This window comes from Streptomyces sp. NBC_01264 (genome assembly GCF_026340675.1).
In the GTDB taxonomy this organism is placed as follows: Bacteria; Actinomycetota; Actinomycetes; order Streptomycetales; family Streptomycetaceae; genus Streptomyces.
The window spans coordinates 1,758,371-1,781,891 of record NZ_JAPEOX010000002.1 but is presented as its reverse complement, the minus strand read 5'-3'; the positions used below and the strand labels follow the sequence as shown (position 1 = coordinate 1,781,891).

Here is a 23,521-nt window from a genome sequence, read left to right as displayed (position 1 = left end):
TATTGCGGAAGTTAGTTTCTGCCTGATGGAAGACTGCAAGCAGGGCGGCCCGGTTGTCAAGTACCGCCTCCCGAAAAGTCCGGACTGCCGGGTAGCTTGAGCGCGTGCGATTGAGAGTGGAGTTCACGACCGAGCCCTTCGATCTAGAAGAGGCCCCTGCCCATGCCGTAGCCGCTCGCGAGGTCATTCAGACGGCCCAGCTGGACGCGGTGGATGTCGGCCCGTTCGGCAACACGGCCGAAGGGGAGTCCGAGGCGGTGCTGACCGCGGTCACCGCGCTGCTGCGGAACTCCCTGGAGGCCGGAGCCACGCGCGTCTCGCTCCAGGTCAATGTGATCGGAGAGGACACGCCATGACCGAGCCCCGGGACCACCCGTTCGTCGCCGCGGTCAAGCCGCTGGTGGACGCGATGGGCGGCGAGCTGATGGATCCGTCCCTGGCCCAGCCCGACGACGTCGTGCTCGCCTGGGAGGGTCAGGATCTGCTGGCCGTACGGCTGCCGCAGCTCTCCGACTCGCTGGACCACATCCTGGCGGCGCTGGAGCGTCGGCACGGCGTACCGTTGTCCCAGCTCGACCGGAAGTCCAAGCAGGACGTCGTACGGATACTGGAGGCGCGCGGCGCCTTCTCGGTCCGGCACGGCGTGGAAACGGTTGCGGGGGCCCTGGGCGTGAGTCGCTTCACGGTCTACAACTACTTGAACAGGGACTCAAACACTCCCAAAGGGTCCACAGTGACCAACCAAGAGTGAATCCTGATTGACTCACCGTGACGAGCCGCCGCCCAATTCACCCGGGCGGCGGCTTTTGTGTACGGGAAGTTTCAACAAAGTGTTGACGCCGTGTTGTCGAGGGCGTTAGCTATGCGCAGCCCGTCAAAGCAACAACAGGCCACGGAGGCCTACCGTGACTTCGAGTCCGACCCCGGGTCTCACCCGGTTCAACGCCTTGGACGACAGCGCGGCCACGGCCGAGCTCCACGAGGTGTGTGCCAGCTCGGCATGGGGCAGCAAGCTGCTCGCCCAGCGCCCCTTCACCACCGTCGACACCCTGTTCTCCGCGAACGAGGCCGCCATGGCCGAGCTCACCGCGGAGGACCTGGGCGAGGCGATGGGTGGACACGCGCCGATCGGCCGGCCGAAGCCGGGAGACCCGACCTCCGCCCGCGAGCAGCGCGGCATGGCCGGTGCCTCGGAGGAGCTCAAGACCGAGCTCCTCGAACTGAACCTGGCTTACCAGGAGAAGTTCGGCCACGTCTTCCTCATCTGCGCCACCGGTGCGACCGGTGAGTTCATGCGGGACGCGGTCAAGGTCCGGATCGAGAACTCGCCGGAACAGGAGCGGGAAATCGCTCGTGGCGAGCTCGTCAAGATCAACCGGATCCGCCTGACCCGCCTCGTGGAAACCGTAGAAGGAGAGTAAGACCGAGCATGAGCACTGAGACCACCGCGTCGGTGTCCACGCACATCCTGGACACCAGCATCGGAAAGCCCGCCGAAGGCGTCGCGATCTCCCTGTCGGCCCGTACGGGTCTCGACGGCGAGTGGGCGGCCCTGGGCGGATCCGCCACCGATGCCGACGGGCGCTGCAAGGACCTGCCGGCGCTGCCGGAGGGCACCACCCACGTGCGCCTCGACTTCGAGACCGAGACGTACTTCTCCAAGAAGCAAGCCGCCGAGGCACAGCAGGACGCCCCCCGCGTAAGGGACAGCGGTGCGTTCTTCCCCGAGGTCACCATCACCTTCGCGGTGAACCCGGGCGAGCACTATCACGTACCGCTGCTGCTCAACCCGTTCGGCTACTCCGTTTACCGAGGGAGCTAGCATGGCCACCATTCTGGGCCAGAACCAGTACGGCAAAGCAGAGAACCGCGTAGTCAAGATCACGCGGGACGGCGACACCCACCACATCAAGGACCTGAACGTCTCGGTCGCCCTCTCGGGTGACATGGACGACGTCCACTACTCCGGCTCGAACGCCAACGTCCTGCCGACGGACACCACCAAGAACACGGTGTACGCGTTCGCCAAGGAGTACGGCATCGAGTCCGCCGAGCAGTTCGGCATCCACCTGGCGCGTTGGTTCGTCAACAGCCAGGAGCCGATCCAGAAGGCCCGCATCCGGATCGAGGAGTACTCCTGGTCCCGGATCGCGACCTCGGACGCGAACTCCAAGTTCATCGGCTCCGACGAGGTGAACCACTCCTTCGTCCGCGAGGGCATGGAGACCCGGGTCACCCAGATCACGTACGACGGCAAGAACTGGGAGGTCATCTCCGGCCTCAAGGACCTCGTCGTCATGAACTCCACGAACTCCGAGTTCTGGGGTTACGTGAAGGACAAGTACACGACCCTGAAGGAGGCCTACGACCGCATCCTGGCGACCCAGGTTTCGGCTCGCTGGCGCTTCAACTGGTCGGACGACGAGCAGCGGATGCCCAACTGGGAGAAGTCCTACGCCGAGACCCGGAAGCACATGCTCCAGGCCTTCGCGGAGACCTACTCCCTGTCGCTGCAGCAGACCCTGTACCAGATGGGTTCGCGCATCATCAACCACCGTTCGGAGATCGACGAGGTTCGCTTCTCGCTCCCGAACAAGCACCACTTCCTCGTCGACCTCGAGCCCTTCGGTCTCAAGAACGACAACGAGGTCTACTTCGCCGCGGACCGTCCGTACGGTCTGATCGAGGCGACGGTCCTCCGCGACGGCGTAGACGCCCGTATCCCCGTGGACATGACCAACCTCTGATGTGGCACGCGCGTCCCGGGGCTCCGCAGTGGCCCCGGGGCGGCGCGACACCCGTCAGCACTTTCGACACACTTCTGAACTTCCTGAATCGGCACCCGGACGCACCACACGGGGCGGCAGTACTGTCAGCTGTCAAGGCCCCCGGCTCCGGCACTCAAATCCCCTGGGTTTTGCCGTGCCCGCACCGCCACTGAAAGCACGAGGAAGTCCCATGGCAGCATCGGCAGCCAATGACAGCGCCGTAGAGCGCATCGTCATCGAAAACTGTGCGATTGCGACCGTCGACGCCAACGACACCGAGTACGCCTCGGGTCATGTGGTGCTCGCCGGTAACAAGATCGAGTTCGTCGGTGCGGGCAAGGCCCCCGAGAACCTCGAGAACGTCGTCCGCCGCATCGACGGCACCGGGCACCTCGTGACCCCCGGTCTGGTCAACACGCACCACCACTTCTACCAGTGGATCACGCGTGGTCTGGCCACCGACCACAACCTCTTCAACTGGCTGGTCGCGCTGTACCCGACGTGGGCGCGCATCGACGAGCAGATGACGTACACGGCCGCGCAGGGCTCCCTCGCCGCGATGGCCAAGGGTGGCGTCACCACCGCGATGGACCACCACTACGTCTTCCCCAAGGGCTCGGGCGACCTCTCCGGGTCGATCATCCGCGCCGCGTCCGAGATGGGCGTCCGCTTCACCCTCGCCCGTGGCTCCATGGACCGCAGCGAGAAGGACGGCGGCCTGCCGCCGGACCACGCGGTCGAGACCCTCGAAGGTGCCCTCGCGGACACCGAGGCGACCGTGAAGAAGTACCACGACTCCTCCTTCGACGCGATGACCCAGGTCGCCGTCGCCCCCTGCTCCCCCTTCTCGGTCTCCACCGAGCTGCTGAAGCAGGGCGCCGAGATGGCCCGCCGCCTGGGTGTGCGCATGCACACGCACGGCTCGGAGACCGTCGAGGAAGAGCAGTTCTGCAAGGAACTGTTCGGCATGGGCCCGACCGACTACTTCGAGTCGACCGGCTGGCTCGGCGAGGACGTGTGGATGGCGCACAGCGTCCACATGAACGACTCCGACATCGCCGCGTTCGCCCGTACCAAGACCGGTGTCGCGCACTGCCCGTCCTCCAACGCCCGTCTGGCCGCCGGCATCGCCCGCGTCCCGGACATGCTCGCCGCCGGTGTCCCGGTCGGCCTCGGCGTGGACGGCACCGCCTCCAACGAGTCCGGTGAGCTGCACACCGAGCTGCGCAACGCGCTGCTCATCAACCGCCTGAACCCGGTTCACCGCGAGCGTGCGCTCAACGCCCGCCAGGCCCTGCGCCTCGGTACCTTCGGTGGCGCCCAGGTCCTCGGCCGCGCCTCGAACATCGGTTCGCTGGAGGTCGGCAAGTGCGCCGACCTGGTGCTCTGGAACCTGAACACCCTCCTGCACTCCTCGATCGCCGACCCGGTCACGGCGCTGGTCTTCGGTGCGGCGGCCCCGGTCACCGCGTCGTTCGTCAACGGCAAGCAGATCGTCGAGAACAACCGTCTGCTCTTCGCCGACGAGGACGCCATCGCGGTGTCCACGCGGGAAGAGGCCCAGCGCCTCGCGCGGATCTCCGCGCAGGCCTGATCCCACGGAGTCCGGCCGGGGGGGACGGCCCCCGGCCGGCGGCCGCGGACCCGAGCGGGGTCCGTGGCAGCTGTTCCCGGGTGGCGCCCGAGGTTTTTCCGAAGGCGCCCCGGGAGCGGTGACTCGTGCCACTGGCCCCGCAGCTCGTGTACCGCGCCACTGCTACGGCACCTCCAGCTCACTTTTGACTTCCTTGCCCGGCGGCCCCGGGCCGCCCGTGCGTGGAAACGACTCGGGCGAATCGTTTCCACATCCGTTCGAACAAATATTCGCATCACCGGTTCACCGCATCACCCACAACTCCATACAGCTCGACTCGCACAGCTTTCGCACCACCTCCCAGACACATCACGTCCCTGCCGGCGTGTTAAACAGTTCGGAGGAAGCCGTGGCCCAGGCGCCCAGGTTTCGCAAAGACGCAGTCGCAGTACCGCAGGTCTCCCAGGACCCGGGGGGAAAACACCCGGTCGACGAGACCCTGCCCCCGCTGAAAATGTTCACCAGCGGTCTCCAGCACGTGGCCGCCATGTACGCGGGTGTAGTGGCCCCGCCCATGATCGTCGGTCCGGCCGTGGGCCTCTCCGCCACCGAGACCGCTTTCCTGATGGGGGCCTCCCTCTTCACCGCGGGGCTCGCCACCCTCCTCCAGACCCTCGGGTTCTGGAAGATCGGGGCCAAACTCCCCTTCGTCAACGGCGTTTCCTTCGCCGGAGTGACCCCGATGATCGCCATCGGCAAGGGCGAGGGCGACAACGCCATCCCGGTCATCTTCGGCGCGATCATCGTCGCCGGAGTCATCGGCTTCTTCGCCGCCCCGTACTTCGGCAAACTGGTCCGGTTCTTCCCACCGGTCGTCACCGGTACGGTCATCACCCTGATCGGCGTCTCACTGCTCCCCGTGGCCTTCAACTGGTCGCAGGGCGGGAACAGTCACGCCGCCGGCTACGGCTCGATGAAGAACATCGCCATGGCCGCCGTCACCCTCGCGATCGTCCTGCTGATGCGCAAGTTCCTGCGCGGCTTCCTCCAACAGATCTCCATCCTCCTCGGCCTGGTCGCCGGCACGCTCATAGCGCTGCCGCTGGGCATGACGAACTTCGACGCCGTCAGGAACGCCGATCTCGTGGGCTTCCCCACGCCGTTCCACTTCGGGGCGCCGCAGTTCCAGGTCGCCGCGATCATCTCCATGTGCATCGTGATGCTGGTGTGCATGACCGAGTCCACCGCCGACATCCTCGCGCTGGGCAAGATCGTCGGCCGCCCGGCGGACGCGAAGACCATCGAGGGCGGCCTGCGCGCCGACACCCTGGGCAGTGCGCTCAGCCCGCTGTTCAACGGGTTCATGTGCAGCGCCTTCGCGCAGAACATCGGGCTGGTCGCCATGACCAAGGTCCGCAGCCGGTTCGTCGTCGCGGCCGGCGGCGGCATCCTGATCCTGCTGGGCCTGTGTCCCATCGCCGCCTCCGTCATCGGAGTCGTACCGCTGCCCGTGCTCGGCGGCGCGGGCATCGTCCTCTTCGGCTCGGTGGCCGCCAGCGGCATCCAGACCCTGGCCGGCGCGGCCATGGAGAAGGGCGAGAACGCCCTGATCGTCGCCGCCTCGCTCGGCATCGGCCTGATCCCGATCGCGGCCCCCGGCTTCTACCACGCCTTCCCGGAGGACCTCCTGGTCGTCCTGGACTCCGGGATCAGCACCGGCTGCGTCGTGGCCATCGCGCTGAACCTGGCCTTCAACCACCTCGGTGCCAAGAAGGGCTCGGCCTCGGCCGCGCCGGATCCGGTACCGGTGCACTGACCGGGCTGGTCCCGGCCGGTGAGCGCTGACCGGGCCGGTCCGGTCCGTGCGCGCGATACGGCGGTGCGTACGTCACCCACTGCGGGGTTGGCGTCCGCACCGCCGTACGCGTCTGCGGCGCCGAGTGCGACGTCGCGGGCAGACTCCGGCCGAGGTTCCCGGGGCTCTGCCCCGGACCCCGCGCCTCAAACGCCGGCGGGGCTGGAGTCCGCCAGGACCGGGTCCGACCAGATGTCCGGGGTGACCGTGCGTACGCGGTGGCCGTGGCGGTCCAGTTCCTGGGCCTCCGTCTTGCGGACCTGGAGGGCCACCGCCGAGTCCGTGATGCGCAGGCCGCGCAGCCGTCGGGTGAGCTCCGCCGTGTAGCGGGACAGGTCCTCCACCGTGCGCAGCCGGGCGCTGATCATGAAATTCCAGGGGCCGCTGACGGACATGCAGATCCGGGTCTCGCGCAGCCCCGCGGCGACCGCCGCGCAGTCGGCGAGCTCGAACTCGGAGGCCTCCGCCCACAGCGTCGCCGAGACCGGCCAGCCCGACAGCGAGGAGGTCAGCGCACAGCTGTAGCGCAGGCTCTGCCCGTTCTCCAGCCGCGCCAGCCGGCGCCGTACGGTCGACTCGCTCATCGCGAACTCCCGGGCCAGCGAGGCCACGGTGCGCCGGGCGTCCGAGGCCAGGGCCAGGACCAGCGGCCGGTCCTCCTCCTGGAGCGGTACCACCGACGACCGGTCCGGGGCGGCGGAGCCCGCCGGCCGCCGGGTCCGCCGGGTCAGCAGGCCGATCTGGGTCGGGGTCAGCTGGTCCAGGCGCCAGCGGTCCGGGGCGTAGTGCACGGCCGTCACCATCGAGGTCCGGGTGCCGACCACGCCCGGGATCCGCTGCACCCGGGAGGACAGGTAGGAGTACAGCGTCGGCAGGTCGGGTACGGCCACGAAGACGAGCAGGTCCCGGCCCCCGGTGGTGTGTTCGACCCCCAGGGCGTGCGGATCCGCGACGAGCACGTCCCCCACCGAGGGCGAGGTGCCCGCCGCGCAGGTGACCTCCACCCACGCCATGCAGGGCTTCGTGGCGCCGGTGCGCAGCCCGAGTCCGCTCAGCCACGCCTCGCCGGACGCGGTGAGCCGCTCCCAGCGGCGCGCCAGGGTGTCCGGGCGCGCGCCGAGCACCGGACCCAGCAGTTCCCAGCTCGCGCGGGGTGCGAGCTGGAGTGCGTGGACGAGCGCCCGGTCCGTGTCGTCGATGGCGGAAATGGCCGAGTTCATACCCTCTCCTTGGTGGTTCTCCCGGTCGGTGACGGGACAACGGGAAGATGACCCGATCATCTCTCTTTGCGCGCTCACCTGTTGACCACACGTCGGTGCGCACGTTTCAAGCATCGCGGGAGGATGTGTGGGGGAGGCCGGCTCGGGCGTGCGGCAGGCGGTGCCCGCCGAATTGTCGAGCTTCATCGGGCGGGAGCGGGAGCTCACCGCCCTCGCCTTCCTGCTCGCCACGGAACGCCTGGTCACGCTCACCGGACCGGCCGGCATCGGCAAGACCCGGCTCGCGGTGCGCACCGTCCGCACGCTCGGCGACAGCGAGGGCCTGGACGTCGTCTGGGCGGACCTCGCGGCCCTGCCCGAGCGGTGCTGGGAGGGTCTCGGAGCGGAGCTCGCGGAGGGCCTCGCGGGGCGTGAGGCGCTGCTCGTGCTCGACGGCTGCGAACAGCTTGGGGAGGCCGGTGCGGGGCTCGCGGCCGGGTTGCTGCGCCTGCCGGGGCTACGGATTCTGGCCACGTCGCAGCGGCGCCTGCGGATCCCCGGGGAAACGGTGTTCGCCGTACCGCCGCTGTCGGTGCCGACCGCGCCCTCCGTGCAGCCGCTGTCCCCGTGGCCGTCCCCGCCGCCGTCGCTGTCGCCGTCGGTCGCGCCGGGGCACGGTGCTCCCGACCCCGCCCGGCGGTTCCCGGTCGCCGACGTCGCCGGCTACGCGGCCGTACGGCTCTTCGAGGAGCGGGCGCGCGGCGCGGACCCCTTCTTCGAGCTGACCGACCGCAACGCGGGCGCCGTGGCCGCGCTGTGCCGGGCGCTCGACGGGATCCCGGGCGCACTGGAGCTCGCGGCGGGGCGCTCGCACCAGTACGCGCCCGCGCAGGCGCTCCGCAGACTCGGCTCCGACCCGCTGGGCTTCCTCGCGGGCGGCGCCGGCCGCAGCACCCGGGGCGACGCCGAACGCTCGCTGCGGCTGGCCTCGCCCGCCGAGCGCCTGCTCTGGGAGCGGCTCTCCGTCTTCGCCGGATCCTTCGACAGGGCGGCCGTCGCCCAGGTGTGCGGCTTCGGGGCGCTCACCCCGGACTCCGCCGTCGAGGCACTGCTCCGGCTGGCCCCGGGCCTGCTCGCGGACGCCGGCCAGGGCCGCTACCGGCTGCCGCTGTCCGTACGGGCGTACGCGGCCCGGCGGCTCGCGCACGGACCCGCCGGGGACGGCGCGACGACCGCCCGGCGCCACCGCGAACGCTCCAGGGTGGTGGCGGAGCGGGCCGCGCAGCTGTGGCGCGCCGGCGCGCAGCGGGAGGCGCGCGCCCTGGCCCTGCGGGAACTCCCCGAGCTGCGCGCGGCGATGAACCCGCTCGCCGCAGGAGGGCCGGGGGCGGCCCTGGAGATCGCGGTGTCGCTGTGGTTCCTGTGGACCGCCTGCGGGATGGCGGCGGAGGGGCGCCGGCACGTGGAACGGGCCCTGGCCGTGCATCCCGCTCCCCGGCCCGCCCGGGCGCTGTGGCTCGCGGCATGGCTGGTCGCCGCGTTCGGGGAGTCGCACGGCGCCGATCCGCTGCTGGTGGAGGCGTGGACCGCGGCTGTGTACGAGGGGGAGGACGCCTGCCTGGCGTACCTCGCGCACCTGCGCGGGACCATCGCGCTGTGGGAGGGACGGTACGAGGACGCCGCGGAGGAATGCCGGGAGGGCCTGGAACTCCTCCCGGCGGAGCCGGAGTTCGGTCCCGGCCGCGAAGTCCTGCGCGCAGCGCGCACCCTGGCGGCCGCCCGTACGGACCCTGCCTCGGTCCCGGTCGAGGACGGTCCGCCGGGCGGTCCGCCGGACGGCCCGGCCGACCTGTGGGCCCGGTCCTGGGTGAGCTACGCCCACGCCCTGGTCCAGCGCCACGAGGGCCACCCGGCACGGGCCCGTACCGAACTGCTCGGCGCCCTACGGATCCAGTTCGCGCTGGACGACACCCTCGGGCAGGCCTTCTCGGTGGAACTCCTCGCCGAACTGGAGGCGGACCAGGGCCGCTACGCCGAGGCCGCCCGCCTCCTCGGCGCGGTCTCCCGCACCCGCCCGCGCGCGGCCCGGACCCCCCGCGTCCAGCCCACGCTCCGCGCCCGCCTCACCCCCCAGGCCTTCCGCGCGGCCTACGCCTCGGGCGCCCGGACACCACTGCGCGAACTCCTGCCGGAACTGGCGGGCTAGCGGGCCTGACCGGGCGGCACCCACGTCATCAGGTTGCTCATCAGCTCGGCCTGCTCGATCGCGTCGTCCAGCGCGTGATGGGTGTGCGGCCGGCGCGAGAGCAGCTCGCGCGGCATGCGCCCCTTGACGGCGGCGCGGAGCGGGACCCGGGCCTTTGCCGCGTACAGGGTCTTCATGTCCAGGCAACCCGAGTGCCCGAAGGGGCTGTCGCCGCCGAAGCTCTTTAAGTACCAGTACAGGAAGGTCCAGTCGAAGGAGGCCGGGTACGCGCACATCACCGGCTGTGCCCCCGCGGAGACCTCCCGCACCCACGCGCGGAACTCCGCCATGGCAAGGACCGGTTCGGCCCCCTCGCGCAGCAGCCGGTCCCGGTCCAGCCCACTGACCGCGAGCGCCTCCGGTACGTACGCCTCACTGATCGGGCGCAACTCCCGGTAGAAGGTGTCCCGTTCCGGATCGGCGGCCGTATACGAAGCCCCGTCCTGCCGCCCCGCCACGGCGGCCCCGAAGCTGATCATCGAGTACGGCCCGGGGATGGGCCCGTCGGCCTCGATGTCGACGGAGATGTAGAGACTGGGACGCGCGCCACGGACTGTCATGGGGGCGAGCATGCCACCCCGCGGCCGGGATGATCACCCGGTTTACCGGTCGACGACCGCCGGGCCCGGGAGGACCATGGGAGCACCACGAGCCCGCGACCTTCACGATTCTCAATTTCACCGTCGACGACATCGACAAGACGGTCGACGAACTCGCCGCGCGAGACGTCGCCCTCGAGCGCTACGAAGGCTTCGACGCCGACGACAGGGGCATCGTCCGCCCGACGGAACGCGGCATGCCGTCCATCGCCTGGTTCAAGGACCCGGCGGGCAACATCCTGTCCGTCCTCAACGAGTCCGCGTAGTACTACCGCACCCCGCCGCGGCGAGGCCGCGAGGGCCGGGCCGCGACGGATCGTTACTACGGACCTACGGACCTACGGAGCCGGGGTCAGGTACATCCCGCTCTGATCGGCCCCGGCGGTGTTCTTGCAGCCGAATCCGCCGGTCGCCGGCTGCGCCACGGCCAGCGCCAGGCAGCGACCGGCCGCGAGCTGCCCGAAGTGGTTCGGGTGCATGGACTCCTGGACCAGCCCCTGCGTCTCGCTGCTGTCGATCCAGCGGGCCCACTCGCTCGTCTTCGCCGAGGCCGGCGCCGCGGTGGTCACCTGCTTGCTCGCCTTCGCGCAGACCTCGCGCCCCTGCATCATGTCCTTCAGGTCCAGGAACTGGACGCCCTTCGCCGCGGCGACCGCCTTCAGCCGCCCGGCGATCTGCGGCACGAGGGAGTCCCGCGCCCAGTCGGAGTCCTTGTTCCAGAAGGGACAGCCGCCGGTGTTGAGCCGGCTCCAGTCGCTCTGGGTGTACCGGTTCTCCGCGCCGCGCGGGATCGGCGAGGGGTAGGACTGCAGCACGATCCGGTACGAGGAGTCGGCGTACCCGGCGCCGCGCATGACGGCCCGCACCTCGTCCACGGACTTGCCGACGCCGGCCATGACCCCGTCGATCTTCGCGTCCACCCCTTCCTGCTGATCGTCGTAGCAGTAGGAGTTCCAGAGCACGAAGTCGTACGCGCACTCCTTGATGATGTCGGCGAAGCCGAGGTCGTTGCCGCCGATGGACAGCGCGATCACCTTGACGTTGTTGCTCGCGGCCACGGCGGCGAGCTGATCGGCCTGCGGGGCCTCGCCCTTGAAGGCGACACCCCCGTTGGAAGCGCGGAACACGTTCTGCGAGACCGCACCGGAGCAGGCCAGGTTGATCGCGACGTCGGCGATCGGCCCGGCGCTCTTCACCTCGGCGGAGTCCGACCGGTGGCAGCCGCCGGCGGTGGCCCCGTAGACCTTGCCGGGGTCGTAGCTGCTGCCGCTGACCCAGGCCCGGTCGGTGCCGGTCCGGTTCCCGCTGTTGGTCAGGCTGTTGCCCTTCCAGCGGCCGGCCTCCCCGGAGATGTAGCTGTCGCCGAGGGACACCACGGCCGTGGGTCCGCTCCCCGGCCCGGCCACTGCCGTCCCGGCTCCTCCGGCGACCAGCGCTCCGGCGACGAGCGGCACCGCCATCCCGATCCCGGCCAGTCGTCGCACCCGACGGGCCCGGTCCTTGCTGTCGTTGCGCAATCCCATCACTGCGGAACTCCTGCGGTCGGCCATGCGGAAGCCAGGAACAACTCCGGCGCATGGCTGGGTAAGTGGGGGTTACCTCCGGCCGGTGGCAATCGGAAAGGTGCCACCCCGCACGTTGTTACCGCTAGGTACAGGCAAGTTACGAACAAGTAACAACCGACCGGTCGTTCGGCGCAACCATGCGGAGGCGCCCACGGCCGGACACACGACGGCGCCCCCGGAGCAGGAAGGCTTCGGGGGCGCTGTCATGGTTTCGGCTGCTGTGCGATTCAGCCGAAGGTGGGGTGTCAGCCGATGAGCTGGTCGTACGCGGGGAGGGTGAGGAAGTCCGCGTAGTCGGCGTCGAGGGAGACCTGGAGCAGGAGGTCGTGGGCCTGCTGCCACTTGCCGGAGGTGAAGGCCTCCTCGCCGACCTCGGCGCGGATCGCGGCGAGTTCGGCGGCCGCGACCTCGCGGGCGAGGTCGGCGGTGGCGAGCTTGCCGTTCTCGAAGACCACGCCGGCGTTGATCCACTGCCAGATCTGTGAGCGCGAGATCTCGGCGGTGGCGGCGTCCTCCATCAGGCCGAAGATGCCGACGGCGCCGAGGCCGCGCAGCCACGCCTCGATGTAGCGGATGCCGACCTGGACGGCGTTGCGCAGGCCGTCGTACGTGGGCTTCGCGTCGAGGGAGTCGATCGCGATGAGCTCGCCGGCCGCGACGGAGACGTCCTCGCGGAGGCGGTCCTTCTGGTTGGGCTTCTCGCCCAGGACCGCGTCGAAGGAGGCCATCGCGATCGGGACCAGGTCGGGGTGGGCGACCCAGGAGCCGTCGAAGCCGTCGCCGGCCTCGCGGTCCTTGTCGGCCTTGACCTTCTCGAAGGCGACCTTGTTGACCTCGGCGTCCTTGCGGGACGGGATGAAGGCCGCCATGCCGCCGATGGCGTGCGCGCCGCGCTTGTGGCAGGTCTTGACGAGGAGTTCGGTGTACGCCCGCATGAAGGGGGCGGTCATCGTCACCGCGTTGCGGTCCGGCAGGACGAACTTCTCGCCGCCGTCACGGAAGTTCTTGACGATGGAGAAGAGGTAGTCCCAGCGGCCGGCGTTCAGGCCCGCCGCGTGGTCGCGCAGCTCGAAGAGGATCTCGTCCATCTCGTACGCGGCCGTGATCGTCTCGATCAGGACGGTCGCGCGGACGGTGCCCTGCGGGATGCCGACGTAGTCCTGGGCGAAGACGAAGATCTCGTTCCAGAGGCGCGCCTCCAGGTGGGACTCGGTCTTCGGCAGGTAGAAGTACGGGCCCTTGCCGAGCTCGATGAGGCGCTTGGCGTTGTGGAAGAAGTACAGGCCGAAGTCGACCAGCGAGCCGGAGGCCGGGCCGCCCTCGAACTGCAGGTGGCGCTCCTCGAGGTGCCAGCCGCGCGGGCGCATCACGACGGTGGCGAGCTCCTCGGCGGGCTTGAGGGCGTACGCCTTGCCGGTGCGGGCGTCGGTGAAGTCGATGCGGCGCTCGTAGGCGTCGATCAGGTTGAGCTGGCCGAGGACCACGTTCTCCCAGGTGGGAGCCGAGGCGTCCTCGAAGTCGGCGAGCCAGACCTTGGCGCCCGAGTTCAGGGCGTTGATGGTCATCTTGCGGTCCGTCGGACCGGTGATCTCCACACGGCGGTCGTTCAGCGCGGCCGGGGCCGGCGCCACCTTCCAGTCGCCCTCGCGGACCTGTGCGGTGTCCGGGAGGAAGTCGAGCGTGGAAGTGCGGGCGATCTCGGCGCGGCGCACGGAGCGGCGGGCGAGGAGCTCGGCGCGGCGGGGGGCGAACCGCCGGTGGAGCTCCGCGACGAAGGCGAGAGCCGCGTCGGTGAGGACCTCGTCCTGCCGGGGCAGGGGCTCGGCGTCGACGATGGCCAGCGATGACGGCGCTGGTGCGGACATATCTGTCACTCCTTCAGCGGCGGTGCCTGGCGGCCGCGGGGGAATGCTCGCGCGAGACGGCACGCAGTGCCGTCGGGTGTGGAGAGTTCCGGGATACGGTCGCGGGCGCCGTCTGGGGGTTCAGGGCGCTTCTGACCAGTGGATAGTAATTTCCTCATGGTGGAAGTTCAATGGTTTGTTGATGTCGAGATTCTCTGAGTCGACAGATTCCGGATCCCGGCCGGTCTCTGGTGGCCCTCAGTGCCATCGTGGTCACAGCCTGCTCAGGCCAGTCGTGCCAGGTCGGGAGGGGTGTCGATGTCGAAGGCCTCCGCGACGTCCCCGCACTCGACCAGAGTGAGCTCCGTCGCATACTTCGTCAGGTGCACCCGCGCGCCCTTGTCGCCCGTGGCCGTCATCACGATGTCCGGCCAGCGGTCCGCCCCGAAGAGCACCGGGTGCCCGCGCTCGCCGTCGTAGGCCGCCGCGACCAGGCTCGCCGGGGAGCGGTAGGCGGCCCGGACCCGGGCCACCGCCTCCGGGCCGATGCCCGGCTGGTCCACGAGGGAGACCAGGGCCGCGCGGGCGCCCGTACCGGCCAGCGAGGCGAGGCCGACCCGCAGGGAGGAGCCCATGCCCTCGGCCCAGTCCGGGTTGTCGGTCACCACACAGCCACTCAGGTCCGCGCGCTCGCGGACCTCGGCCGCGGAGGCGCCGAGCACCACGTGCAGCGGGCCGCAGCCCGCCTCGCGCAGGACCCGTACGGCGTTCTCCACCAGCGGGCGGCCCCGGTAGGTCAGCAGGGCCTTCGGGCGGCCGCCCAGGCGCCGCCCGCCGCCCGCCGCGAGGAGCAGGCCTGCGATCACCGGGGGAGCGGACCCGGCGCCGTCCGTCGCGGAGGGCCGGCCTCGGTGCTGCTCTGGGGTGCTGCTGTGGGGTGACATGTCACCGATTCTCGCTCGCGCCGCAGGAGGCGCCGTACGGCGGCCAGCGCTGCCCCCACGCGCACCAGCGCGGCCCCCACGTGCAGGGGTTCGGCGATCCGGTTCTCGGCGGCAACGAGCAGGGCCCGTTCGTCACGGTCGGTCAGCCTCGTCAACATCTGCATCCCCTTGCCAATCGGCGGCCAATGCAGCGATTCTGGACCTGGATTGGCCTGGCAGGCAGAGCCAATCAGGGGAGGTTGGCATGGCAAACGGGCGAGTGGTCCAGACGGCGGACAGGATGGTAGGCAGCCGCCAGCTCGCGGCCCTGCTTCCGGCGGAGGTACTGGCCCGCCCCGGGTACCGGGCCCTGGCCGATGCCGTCCGCACCCTGATCCTCGACGGCCGGATCGCCCTGCACGTGCGCCTGCCCGCCGAACGCGAGCTCGCCGAGGCGGTCGGCGCCAGCCGGGCCACCGTCACCGGCGCCTACGACCTCCTGCGCGAGAGCGGCTACGTCCGCAGCCGCCGCGGTTCCGGAACCTGGACCGAGCTCCCCGAAGGCCACCGCCCGGTCGGCGCGCACGCCATCGTCGGCGCCGGCGGCTACCAGGCCGACGGCGACCCCGGCATCGACCTCGCCATCGCCGCCATGGGCGCAGCCGAGGACACCCTCGCCGACGCCGTGGCCCGGGCCGCGCCCCGACTCCCGGCCTTCGCCCGCGGCCCCGGCTACCACCCCTTCGGGCTGCCCGACCTGCGGAGCGCCGTCGCGGAGCGGTTCACCCGGCGGGGCCTTGCGACCCGCCCGGAGCAGATCCTCGTCACGGCGGGCGCGCAGCAGGCGTTCGCCCTGGTGGTGAGCCTGCTGTGCCGCCCCGGGGACCGGGTGATGACCGAGAACCCGACCTACGCCAACGCCCTGGACGCCCTGCGGCACGCGCGGCTGCGCACCGGGACGATCGCCGTCTCCGACGCGGGCTGGGACCTGGAGATCGCCGAGTCCGCGCTGCGCCAGACCGTGCCGAGGCTCGCGTACGTGATCCCCGACTTCCACAACCCGACCGGTGCGCTGATGCCGCAGGAACAGCGGCTGCGGCTGCTGGCGGCGACCCGGCGGACCGGGACCTGGCTGGTGGTCGACGAGACCATCGCCGACATCGCGCTCGACGTGCCGGCGCCCGCCCCGCTGGCCTCGCTCGCGCCGCAGGGCGGGGCCGATCACGTGGTGACCATAGGCTCACTGAGCAAGACGCACTGGGGCGGGCTGCGGGTCGGGTGGATCCGGGCCACCGCCAAGATGATCACGGAGCTGACGGCGGTACGGGTGGCGGCCGACATGACCGGCTCGGTCCTGGACCAGCTGGTGGCGCTCCCGCTGCTGGAGGGCCTGGAGCGGACGCTGCCCGCGCGGCTGGAGCAGGTGCGCGGGCAGCGGGCGGCGCTGATCGACTCGCTGGAGCGGCACACGCCGGAGTGGTCCTGGCAGGTGGCGCCGGGCGGACTCTCGCTCTGGGTGGACCTGGGCGAGCCGGTCAGCTCCGCGCTGGCGGACCGGGCGGCGGCGGCCGGGGTCACCATCGGACGGGGCGCGCGGTTCGGGGTGGACCCCGGGACCTTCGAGCACCGGCTGCGGATCCCGTACACGCTGCCGGCGGACCGGCTGGACGAGGGCGTACGGAGACTGGCGGAGGCCTTCCACGGGGGCGTGCCGCTGCCTTCGGCGGTGGAGCGGCCGTACTGGGTGGCGTAGGCCGTCTCTTTCGGATCTTGCCGGGCCCGCGGTGTCCGGTGCCGTGCCCGGCCGCACTGCCGAGACGGCCTAGGCCACCGGCCGGCGCAGTGCCTTCGGCTGCGACGCCGTCCGGTGGAACCAGGCGTTCGACGCCGGGAGGAACATCAGGAGCACCGCCGTGAGCACCGCGCCCACGTGGACGGCCCGGCTGGCGCCGAAGACCCAGTCGAGGGCGCCGGCCCCTTCGGCCGCCGCGACGATCGAGCCGCCGTCCAGGAGGTGGCCGAGCGGCTGGAGCACCATGGAGGCCGTGCCGAGGACGCCGAGGCCGAGGGCGAGGACGATCCGGGCCCAGCGGGCGCCGTCGCGCATGCGGCGGGCGACGAGGACGGCGGCGGTGAAGACGCTGAGGCGGATGGCGAGGCCGACGCCGATCTCTCCGGGGGAGCCGGTGCCGTCGGCGGCCATCCTGCCGATCGCCAGCACGGTTTCGAAAGCGCCCGCGGCGACGGCGGTGAGCCAGAGGGCGTAGGCGGTGCGGGTCGCCTGCGGCGCGGTGGTGGTCATGGCGGCTCGCCTTCGGGGGTCGGTTGCTGCGACACCTCGCATGCTGTCGATTCCGCGCCGTGGCCACCCGCCGGGGGGCCGGTGGAGGCGGGCGGGGGATATCCCCCGGGCCCCGCCCCGGCCCACCGGCCCCCGGTGCGGGTGGGTGGGCCCTGCGGGGCGGGATCCCCTACCCGCCCTTCGCCCGTTCCCCGGGCCCCGCCCGGACCCGGTCCTCAAACGCCGGACGGGCTGAAAAACCTACGGCGTGCGGATCAGGCGGCGGGTCGCCGCTGCGGCTACTGCCGAGGTTCGGGAGTCGACGCCGAGTTTCGCGTAGATGTGGACCAGGTGGGATTTGACGGTGGCCTGGCTCAGGAAGAGCTGTTTGGAGATCTGCTGGTTCGACAGGCCGTCCGCGACCAGCTGGAGGACCTCCAGCTCGCGCTTGGTCAGGGCTTCCGCCGGGGTCCGCATGCGGTCCATCAGGCGCAGCGCCACCGCCGGGGCCAGCGCCGACTGGCCGGCCGCCGCGGTGCGGACGGCCGCCGCCAGTTCCTCCGGCGGGGCGTCCTTGAGGAGGTAGCCCGAGGCGCCCGCCTCCACCGCCGCCAGGATGTCCGCGTCCGTGTCGTATGTGGTCAGGACCAGCACCCGGGGCGACGGGGACGCGGCCGTGATCAGGGCCGTGGCCGCCGAGCCGTGCATGCCGCCGCCGGGGCCGAACTGGAGGTCCATCAGCACCACGTCGACCCCGGCGGAGGCGGCCAGCTCCACCGCCCGTTCCGCCGTCGCCGCCTCCGCCACCACCTCGAAGTCCGGCTCCGTGTCCAGCACCGCGCGCAGCCCGGCCCGGACCACCGGGTGGTCGTCGGCGAGGAGCAGCCGGATGGTCATGACAGGGCCTCCGCGGGCAGGGGAAGGGTGACGGCCACGGCGGTGCCCTGGCAGGGGGCGGATTCGACCGTGAAGAGGCCGCTGAGGGTCTCGGCGCGCGAGCGCATCGCGGGCAGCCCGAAGCCGCCGTCGCCGGAGGGCGCGGACGTGGGGTCGAAGCCCTTGCCGTCGTCGACGATGTCCAGGGTCACCGAGGAGTCCATGAAGGTCAGGGTGATCTCGGCGCGCCCGGCCCCCGCGTGGCGCACCACATTGGCCAGCGCCGACTGCGCGATCCGCAGCAGCGCCACCTCGTAGGGCGTGGGCAGGGGGCGCGGGGTGCCGCTCAGGGAGAAGCGGACCCGGGGGCCCGGTGCTCCCGAGCACAGGCGTTCCAGCGCGGCCGGCAGCGACCCGTGCTCCAGGTCCGGAGGCGTGAGGGCCCGTACGAACCGACGCGCCTCGGCGAGGTTCTCCTGGGCGGCCTCCCGGGCCCGGCCGATGTGCGGCAGCGCCGCCGAGCCCTCGGGCAGGGTGCGCTCCGCGGCCCGCAGGAGCAGCTGGATGGAGGACAGGCCCTGGGCGAGGGTGTCGTGGATCTCCCGGGCCAGACGCTCCCGCTCCGCCAGGATGCCGGCGTCCCGCTCGGCCGCGGCCAGCTCGGCCCGGGTCGTGATGAGCTCCTCGATCAGCTCGCGGCGCCGCTCGCTCTCCCGGTACAGCGCCTGGTAGCCCAGTACGGTCGCCACCGCCACGGCGCCGCCCAGCAGCGGCCCGAGGAAGGCCCCCGGGGTCACCGCGGTGCTGTGCGCGAGGCTGTGATGTCCCACAAACCCGCCGATCGCCGCGGCGGCCGTCACCGCGACGGCCGCCACGCCCCAGCGCAGCCGCAGCAGGTGCAGCTCCAGGAAGTACAGCGGGAAGGCGATCCACAGCCCGTCGGGGGAGACCACCAGCAGCGCGGCCCAGGCCGCGCACAATCCGGCCAGCCACACCGCCCCGGCGCGCGCCGAGCTGTGCACCGCGGGGGTCCGTACGCCCGCGAGGTACACGGCGGCCAGTACCGCGCAGGCCGCGACCACCCAGCCGGCGCGCGGGGCGGAGTCGGCGACGGCCCGCCCGGCGGCGAGGGCGAGCAGGCCGAAGAGCAGCGCGTGCAGGCACAGCCGCAGGACGCGGGAGACGGGGGTGAGGGCGCGGACGCCCGGGTCGGCGGTGGCGGGGGGCGGGAGGGGAGGAGTCATGGCCTGACCAGCGTAAGTCCGGGTCCGGGAGCCCCGGTCAACCAAAGGATTGATGTCTCGGTGCGCCCTTCGATACGAGGATCCCTACTGTGGCGCGATGCCTTGTGTCCACGCGGAAGACCAAGGTGGGGAACATGTTCGTCGCATGGAGAGATCTACGGTTCGCGAAGGGCCGCTTCGCCCTGATGGGCTCGGTCGTACTGCTGATCACGCTGCTGGTCGGCCTGTTGTCCGGGCTCACCGCGGGACTGGCCCGGGAGAACATCTCGGCCATCACCGGCCTGCCCGCCACCACCCGCCTCGCGTTCGCCGCGCCCGCCGGGGACCAGAAGGTCTCCTTCACCAACTCCCAGGTGCCCGAGAAGGCCTGGCTGGCCTGGCGGGAGCGGCCCGGGGTGACCTCGGCGCAGCCGCTGGGCATCCGCACCACCAACGTCGTCTCGGGTGAGCGCACGGCGGGCGTGTCCGTCTTCGGTGTGGATCCGGCGGGCTCCCTCGCACCCCGGGGGAGCGGGCTCACCCAGGGGCAGGTGGTCCTCACCGAGAAGGCCGCCGAGGAGCTCGGCGGGCTGAGCGCCGGATCCAAGCTCCGGATCGGCCAGGTCGAGATGACCGTGGCCGCGGTCTCCGGCACCGCCGCCTACAGCCACACCCCGGTCGTCTGGATGGACCTCAACGACTGGCAGCGCGTCGGGAACCCGGGCACCTCCATCGACACCCTCGCCACCGTCGTGGCCCTGGACGGCAAGGACGGAGTCGACTGGGCGGCCGGCGACAAGGCCACCGCCACCCGGGCGCAGACCGTCGACGAGGCCCTGAGCGCGATCGGCTCCTACACCTCCGAGAACGGCTCGCTCCAGCTGATGCGCGGGTTCCTCTTCGCCATCTCGGCCCTGGTCATAGGAGCCTTCTTCACGGTGTGGACCATCCAGCGCAGCGGGGACATCGCCGTGCTGAAGGCACTGGGTGCCTCCACCCCGTACCTCCTCAAGGACGCACTCGGGCAGGCCGTGGTGATGCTGGCGCTCGGCACCGGTGCGGGCACCGCGCTCGCGGCCGGGTTCGGAGCGCTGATCAGCGGCGGAGACGTGCCCTTCGTGCTCGACGCCGCTACCGTGCTGGTCCCGGCCGCCGTCATGATCGCGCTCGGCGCGCTGGGCGCCGCCCTGTCCATCCGGCGGATCACCGCCGTAGACCCCCTGACCGCTCTCGGGAGCGCCCGATGACCCTGCTCGTGCACGACGTGACCCTCACCTACCCGGACGGCGACGGGCGCCTCACGGCGCTGGACGCGGTCGGGCTGGAGGTGCCCGCCGGCACCCTGACGGCGGTGGTCGGTCCCTCCGGTTCCGGGAAGTCCAGCCTGCTGGCGGTCGCGGCCACCCTGGTCACGCCCGACACCGGCCGGGTGGTCGTGGCGGGGGCGGACACCTCGGAGCTCTCCCCGGGCGAGAAGTCGGCGCTGCGCCGGGAGAAGATCGGCATCGTCTTCCAGCAGCCGAACCTGCTGGCCTCGCTCACCGCCGCAGAACAGCTCCAGGTCATGGCCCACCTCTCGGGCCGGCCCGCGCGGGCCGTACGGCGGCGGGCCCTGGAACTGCTGGACGCGGTGGGCCTGGCCGACAAGGCCGACAAGCGGCCGCACCAGCTCTCCGGGGGGCAGCGCCAGCGGATCAACATCGCCCGCGCCCTGATGAACGAGCCCGCCGTGCTCCTGGTCGACGAGCCCACCAGCGCCCTCGACCACGAGCGCGGCGCCGCGGTCCTCGACCTGCTGGTCACCCTCACCCGGGAGCGCTCCACCGCCACCGTGCTGGTCACCCACGACCACGCGCACCTGGAGCGGATGGACGCCACGGCGCTGATGACGGACGGCCGTCTGACCCAGGGGGCGGACGCCGTCCCGGCGGCCTGACCGGCGCGATCACCTGCGCGGCCCTCTCCGGCGGCCCGGCCGGAGGGGGCTGCTCCGTGCTGGCCCGGCCGGTCCCGGTGCGCCGGGGGAGTACGCGAGAGCCCGGCGCCCCCTGGAGGGGCGCCGGGCTCTTTCGGGTCTACCGCCAGGCCAGGGCCTACGCCGGGTTCTGGCTCTGCAGGGCCACCGACAGCTCGGCCGCGACGCCCTGGAGGATCGGCACGAAGGACTCGGCCACCGCCTCGGTCACCCGGCCGGCCGGGCCGGAGATGGAGATCGCGGCGGCGGTCGGCGAGTTCGGCACGGAGACCGCCAGGCAGCGGACTCCTATTTCCTGCTCGTTGTCGTCGACCGCGTAGCCCACCCGCCGGACGACCTCCAGGGCATCCAGGAAGCCCTCGGGGGTGGTGATGGTCTTCTCGGTCGCGGCCGGCATCCCGGTCCGCGAGAGCAGGGCCCGTACCTCGTCCGCGGGGGTGTAGGCGAGCAGCGCCTTCCCCACGCCGGTGGAGTGCGGCAGCACCCGGCGGCCGACCTCGGTGAACATGCGCATCGAGTGCTTGGACGGCACCTGGGCGACGTAGACGATCTCGTCCCCGTCGAGCAGGGCCATGTTCGCGGTCTCGCCGGTCTCCTCCACCAGGCGCGCCAGGTAGGGGCGGGCCCAGGTGCCCAGCAGCCGCGACGCGGACTCGCCGAGGCGGATCAACCGGGGTCCGAGGGAGTACCGTCGGTTGGGCTGCTGCCGGACATAGCCGCACGCCACGAGGGTGCGCATGAGGCGATGGATGGTGGGCAGCGGCAGACCGCTGGCGGCGGAGAGCTCGCTGAGGCCGACTTCGCCCCCGGCATCGGCCATCCGTTCGAGCAGATCGAAGGCGCGCTCGAGGGACTGGACGCCACCGCTGGCGGCGGTGGGCTTGGTGGAGGCGTCGGTGGTGCTGGCGCTGGACGTCGGCACGGGCGCGGTCCTTTCGGTGCTGGCAGGCAAGCAAGCAGCCTACCGGTCGGTCTGCGTCGGCCCTAGAGCCGGGGCGATGCCGTCCCCGCCGGTCAGAGGCGGTTTGTCCTGGTGGTGGACGTCCTCGGGAAGTTACCCGTCCGGTTCCTGGTGGTGGTAGCTACATTCTGCATAGCGAAATCTTAATTCCATCCTGTGGAAACATCCAATTGCGATACGCGGTCGTCAGTGGTCCGTCCGGGCGCTCTTGACTGGTTCCGGATCGACGTGAAGACTCCGTCAACAGAACGTTGAATTTCGCTCTGTGGAAGTAGATGGGGAGGTTCCGGTGTCCGACCTGGCTGTGGAACTGGTACTGCGCTCGACGCGCGTCATCACCCCCGAGGGGACGCGTGCCGCTTCGGTGGCCGTCGCCGGCGGGAAGATCGCGGCCGTGCTGCCGTACGAGGCCGACGTACCGGCCGGTGCCCGGCTGGAGGACTTCGGCGACGACGTGCTCCTCCCCGGCCTGGTCGACACCCACGTCCACGTGAACGACCCCGGTCGTACCGAGTGGGAAGGCTTCTGGACGGCCACCCGCGCCGCCGCGGCCGGTGGCATCACCACCATCCTCGACATGCCGCTGAACTCGCTGCCGCCGACCACCACGACCGCCAACCTGGTGGTCAAGCAGGACGTGGCCCGGACCAAGGCGCACGTGGACGTCGGTTTCTGGGGCGGTGCGCTGCCGGACAACGTCAAGGACCTGCGCCCGCTGCACGACGCCGGCGTCTTCGGCTTCAAGTGCTTCCTGTCGCCCTCCGGCGTGGACGAGTTCCCGCTCCTCGACCAGGAGCAGCTGGCCGCCTCGCTCGCCGAGATCACCGGCTTCGGCGGCCTGCTGATCGTGCACGCCGAGGACCCGCACCACCTGGAGTCCGCGCCGCAGAACCCGGGCCCCAAGTACGCCGACTTCCTGGCCTCCCGTCCCCAGGACGCCGAGAACACCGCGATCCAGAACCTGATCGACCAGGCGAAGCGACTGAACGCGCGCGTTCACGTCCTGCACCTGTCCTCCGCTTCCGCGCTGCCGCTGATCGCCGCGGCAAAGGCCGAGGGCGTGCAGATCACCGTCGAGTCCTGCCCGCACTTCCTCACCCTCACGGCCGAGGAAGTCCCGGACGGCGCCACCGAGTTCAAGTGCTGCCCGCCCATCCGCGAGTCCGCCAACCAGGACGTCCTGTGGGACGCGCTCGCCGACGGCACGATCGACTGCATCGTCTCCGACCACTCCCCGTCCACCGCGGACCTCAAGACCGGTGACTTCGCCACCGCGTGGGGCGGCATCTCCTCCCTCCAGCTGGGCCTTCCGGCCATCTGGACCGAGGCGCAGAAGCGCGGCCGCACCCTCGAGGACGTCGTCCGCTGGATGTCCGCCGCCCCGGCCGCCCTCGCCGGTCTGGCGAGCAAGGGCGCGATCGAGGCCGGCCGCGACGCCGACTTCGCCGTCCTGGCCCCCGAAGAAACGTTCACTGTGGACCCGGCCCACCTCCACCACCGCAACCAGGTCACGGCGTACGCGGGCAAGACCCTGCACGGCGTCGTGAAGTCCACCTGGCTGCGCGGTACGCAGATCGCCGACCACGGCACCCCGACCGAGCCCACCGGCCGACTCCTCGAAAGGCAGAACTGAC

Annotated in this window: 23 protein-coding genes; 13 read left to right on the top strand and 10 right to left on the bottom strand. The window is 71.4% G+C overall.

Annotation, left to right across the window (positions count from 1 at the left end):
- The first annotated feature begins 104 nt into the window (after nt 1-104).
- The 7 genes from OG435_RS41075 to OG435_RS41045 all read left to right on the top strand — a co-directional run bounded on the left by OG435_RS41075 (nt 105) and on the right by OG435_RS41045 (nt 6,157).
- Complete coding sequence (locus tag OG435_RS41075; protein WP_250740545.1) at nt 105-356, top strand: thiamine-binding protein; 252 nt, start codon at nt 105-107, stop codon at nt 354-356.
- Entirely contained in the window at nt 353-751 is a 399-nt protein-coding gene (locus OG435_RS41070) for a helix-turn-helix domain-containing protein (RefSeq protein ID WP_266885248.1), read from the top strand. Before OG435_RS41075 ends, OG435_RS41070 begins: the two co-directional genes overlap by 4 nt.
- A gap of 154 nt (nt 752-905) precedes the next feature.
- Nucleotides 906-1,421: a 2-oxo-4-hydroxy-4-carboxy-5-ureidoimidazoline decarboxylase gene (uraD, locus tag OG435_RS41065; protein WP_266885246.1), complete on the top strand. Its 516-nt coding sequence runs from the start codon at nt 906-908 to the stop codon at nt 1,419-1,421.
- An 8-nt stretch (nt 1,422-1,429) separates the two neighbouring features.
- Nucleotides 1,430-1,822, top strand: a complete 393-nt coding sequence (gene uraH / locus OG435_RS41060) for a hydroxyisourate hydrolase (RefSeq protein WP_250740538.1) — start codon at nt 1,430-1,432, stop codon at nt 1,820-1,822.
- A gap of 1 nt (nt 1,823) precedes the next feature.
- Nucleotides 1,824-2,747, top strand: coding sequence for a factor-independent urate hydroxylase (gene pucL, locus OG435_RS41055; protein ID WP_031149253.1), 924 nt, complete (start codon nt 1,824-1,826; stop codon nt 2,745-2,747).
- 211 nt (nt 2,748-2,958) lie between these two features.
- Nucleotides 2,959-4,362: an 8-oxoguanine deaminase gene (locus tag OG435_RS41050; RefSeq protein ID WP_266885243.1), complete on the top strand. Its 1,404-nt coding sequence runs from the start codon at nt 2,959-2,961 to the stop codon at nt 4,360-4,362.
- A gap of 388 nt (nt 4,363-4,750) precedes the next feature.
- Nucleotides 4,751-6,157, top strand: coding sequence for a nucleobase:cation symporter-2 family protein (locus tag OG435_RS41045; protein WP_430625852.1), 1,407 nt, complete (start codon nt 4,751-4,753; stop codon nt 6,155-6,157).
- A 185-nt stretch (nt 6,158-6,342) separates the two neighbouring features.
- On the opposite strand, the gene OG435_RS41040 is transcribed toward OG435_RS41045, so the two are convergent.
- Nucleotides 6,343-7,416, bottom strand: a complete 1,074-nt coding sequence (locus tag OG435_RS41040) for an Lrp/AsnC family transcriptional regulator (RefSeq protein WP_266885241.1) — start codon at nt 7,414-7,416, stop codon at nt 6,343-6,345.
- A 127-nt stretch (nt 7,417-7,543) separates the two neighbouring features.
- On the opposite strand from OG435_RS41040, the gene OG435_RS41035 reads away from it, so the two are divergent.
- Nucleotides 7,544-9,601 (top strand): ATP-binding protein, encoded by a 2,058-nt coding sequence (locus OG435_RS41035; protein WP_266885239.1) that lies wholly within the window; start codon nt 7,544-7,546, stop codon nt 9,599-9,601.
- Here the strand turns inward: OG435_RS41035 and OG435_RS41030 are convergent.
- Nucleotides 9,598-10,200, bottom strand: coding sequence for a 3'-5' exonuclease (locus OG435_RS41030; protein ID WP_266885236.1), 603 nt, complete (start codon nt 10,198-10,200; stop codon nt 9,598-9,600). The genes OG435_RS41035 and OG435_RS41030 overlap by 4 nt on opposite strands.
- Before the next feature lie 29 nt (nt 10,201-10,229).
- Between OG435_RS41030 and OG435_RS41025 the strand changes: the two genes are divergently transcribed.
- On the top strand, nt 10,230-10,505 hold the full coding sequence (locus tag OG435_RS41025; protein ID WP_323188005.1) for a VOC family protein: 276 nt from the start codon (nt 10,230-10,232) through the stop codon (nt 10,503-10,505).
- Nucleotides 10,506-10,577: 72 nt separating this feature from the next.
- Here the strand turns inward: OG435_RS41025 and OG435_RS41020 are convergent, their stop codons facing one another.
- The 4 genes from OG435_RS41020 to OG435_RS41005 form a co-directional block, all read right to left on the bottom strand.
- Nucleotides 10,578-11,762, bottom strand: coding sequence for a GDSL-type esterase/lipase family protein (locus OG435_RS41020; RefSeq protein WP_266885234.1), 1,185 nt, complete (start codon nt 11,760-11,762; stop codon nt 10,578-10,580).
- 287 nt (nt 11,763-12,049) lie between these two features.
- Nucleotides 12,050-13,669 carry a malate synthase A gene (aceB, locus tag OG435_RS41015; protein ID WP_266885232.1) on the bottom strand — a complete coding sequence of 540 codons (1,620 nt, stop codon included), beginning with the start codon at nt 13,667-13,669 and terminating at the stop codon, nt 12,050-12,052.
- Between the two features lie 263 nt (nt 13,670-13,932).
- Entirely contained in the window at nt 13,933-14,514 is a 582-nt protein-coding gene (locus OG435_RS41010) for a nucleotidyltransferase family protein (RefSeq protein ID WP_266885230.1), read from the bottom strand.
- Nucleotides 14,511-14,750 (bottom strand): hypothetical protein, encoded by a 240-nt coding sequence (locus OG435_RS41005; RefSeq protein ID WP_266885227.1) that lies wholly within the window; start codon nt 14,748-14,750, stop codon nt 14,511-14,513. The genes OG435_RS41010 and OG435_RS41005 overlap by 4 nt, the downstream gene beginning before the upstream one ends.
- 86 nt (nt 14,751-14,836) lie before the next feature.
- On the opposite strand from OG435_RS41005, the gene OG435_RS41000 reads away from it, so the two are divergent.
- Nucleotides 14,837-16,324 carry a PLP-dependent aminotransferase family protein gene (locus tag OG435_RS41000; protein WP_266885225.1) on the top strand — a complete coding sequence of 496 codons (1,488 nt, stop codon included), beginning with the start codon at nt 14,837-14,839 and terminating at the stop codon, nt 16,322-16,324.
- A gap of 69 nt (nt 16,325-16,393) precedes the next feature.
- Here the strand turns inward: OG435_RS41000 and OG435_RS40995 are convergent, their stop codons facing one another.
- The 3 genes from OG435_RS40995 to OG435_RS40985 form a co-directional block, all read right to left on the bottom strand.
- Nucleotides 16,394-16,873 (bottom strand): hypothetical protein, encoded by a 480-nt coding sequence (locus tag OG435_RS40995; RefSeq protein WP_266885223.1) that lies wholly within the window; start codon nt 16,871-16,873, stop codon nt 16,394-16,396.
- A 240-nt stretch (nt 16,874-17,113) separates the two neighbouring features.
- Nucleotides 17,114-17,749, bottom strand: a complete 636-nt coding sequence (locus OG435_RS40990) for a response regulator (RefSeq protein WP_266885221.1) — start codon at nt 17,747-17,749, stop codon at nt 17,114-17,116.
- Nucleotides 17,746-18,972 (bottom strand): sensor histidine kinase, encoded by a 1,227-nt coding sequence (locus OG435_RS40985; protein WP_266885219.1) that lies wholly within the window; start codon nt 18,970-18,972, stop codon nt 17,746-17,748. Before OG435_RS40985 ends, OG435_RS40990 begins: the two co-directional genes overlap by 4 nt.
- A gap of 134 nt (nt 18,973-19,106) precedes the next feature.
- Here OG435_RS40985 and OG435_RS40980 point away from each other — a divergent pair, with 134 nt between their 5' ends.
- Nucleotides 19,107-20,198 carry an ABC transporter permease gene (locus tag OG435_RS40980; RefSeq protein ID WP_266885217.1) on the top strand — a complete coding sequence of 364 codons (1,092 nt, stop codon included), beginning with the start codon at nt 19,107-19,109 and terminating at the stop codon, nt 20,196-20,198.
- Complete coding sequence (locus OG435_RS40975; protein ID WP_266885214.1) at nt 20,195-20,887, top strand: ABC transporter ATP-binding protein; 693 nt, start codon at nt 20,195-20,197, stop codon at nt 20,885-20,887. Before OG435_RS40980 ends, OG435_RS40975 begins: the two co-directional genes overlap by 4 nt.
- A 157-nt stretch (nt 20,888-21,044) precedes the next feature.
- Here the strand turns inward: OG435_RS40975 and OG435_RS40970 are convergent, their stop codons facing one another.
- On the bottom strand, nt 21,045-21,848 hold the full coding sequence (locus tag OG435_RS40970) for an IclR family transcriptional regulator (protein ID WP_250740510.1): 804 nt from the start codon (nt 21,846-21,848) through the stop codon (nt 21,045-21,047).
- Between the two features lie 337 nt (nt 21,849-22,185).
- Here OG435_RS40970 and allB point away from each other — a divergent pair, with 337 nt between their 5' ends.
- Nucleotides 22,186-23,520 carry an allantoinase AllB gene (gene allB / locus OG435_RS40965; protein ID WP_430625851.1) on the top strand — a complete coding sequence of 445 codons (1,335 nt, stop codon included), beginning with the start codon at nt 22,186-22,188 and terminating at the stop codon, nt 23,518-23,520.
- The last annotated feature ends 1 nt before the right edge of the window (nt 23,521 follow it).

Bases quoted from the DNA above. Each gene is read 5' to 3' on its own strand.
- OG435_RS41070 (WP_266885248.1), top strand. From the start codon at position 353: ATGACCGAGCCCCGGGACCACCCGTTCGTCGCCGCGGTCAAGCCGCTG.
- uraH (WP_250740538.1), top strand. From the start codon at position 1,430: ATGAGCACTGAGACCACCGCGTCGGTGTCCACGCACATCCTGGACACC.
- pucL (WP_031149253.1), top strand. From the start codon at position 1,824: ATGGCCACCATTCTGGGCCAGAACCAGTACGGCAAAGCAGAGAACCGC.
- OG435_RS41050 (WP_266885243.1), top strand. From the start codon at position 2,959: ATGGCAGCATCGGCAGCCAATGACAGCGCCGTAGAGCGCATCGTCATC.
- OG435_RS41040 (WP_266885241.1), bottom strand. From the start codon at position 7,416: ATGAACTCGGCCATTTCCGCCATCGACGACACGGACCGGGCGCTCGTC.
- OG435_RS41030 (WP_266885236.1), bottom strand. From the start codon at position 10,200: ATGACAGTCCGTGGCGCGCGTCCCAGTCTCTACATCTCCGTCGACATC.
- OG435_RS41025 (WP_323188005.1), top strand. From the start codon at position 10,230: ATGATCACCCGGTTTACCGGTCGACGACCGCCGGGCCCGGGAGGACCA.
- OG435_RS41020 (WP_266885234.1), bottom strand. From the start codon at position 11,762: ATGGGATTGCGCAACGACAGCAAGGACCGGGCCCGTCGGGTGCGACGA.
- aceB (WP_266885232.1), bottom strand. From the start codon at position 13,669: ATGTCCGCACCAGCGCCGTCATCGCTGGCCATCGTCGACGCCGAGCCC.
- OG435_RS41005 (WP_266885227.1), bottom strand. From the start codon at position 14,750: ATGTTGACGAGGCTGACCGACCGTGACGAACGGGCCCTGCTCGTTGCC.
- OG435_RS41000 (WP_266885225.1), top strand. From the start codon at position 14,837: ATGGCAAACGGGCGAGTGGTCCAGACGGCGGACAGGATGGTAGGCAGC.
- OG435_RS40995 (WP_266885223.1), bottom strand. From the start codon at position 16,873: ATGACCACCACCGCGCCGCAGGCGACCCGCACCGCCTACGCCCTCTGG.
- OG435_RS40990 (WP_266885221.1), bottom strand. From the start codon at position 17,749: ATGACCATCCGGCTGCTCCTCGCCGACGACCACCCGGTGGTCCGGGCC.
- OG435_RS40985 (WP_266885219.1), bottom strand. From the start codon at position 18,972: ATGACTCCTCCCCTCCCGCCCCCCGCCACCGCCGACCCGGGCGTCCGC.
- OG435_RS40980 (WP_266885217.1), top strand. From the start codon at position 19,107: ATGTTCGTCGCATGGAGAGATCTACGGTTCGCGAAGGGCCGCTTCGCC.
- OG435_RS40975 (WP_266885214.1), top strand. From the start codon at position 20,195: ATGACCCTGCTCGTGCACGACGTGACCCTCACCTACCCGGACGGCGAC.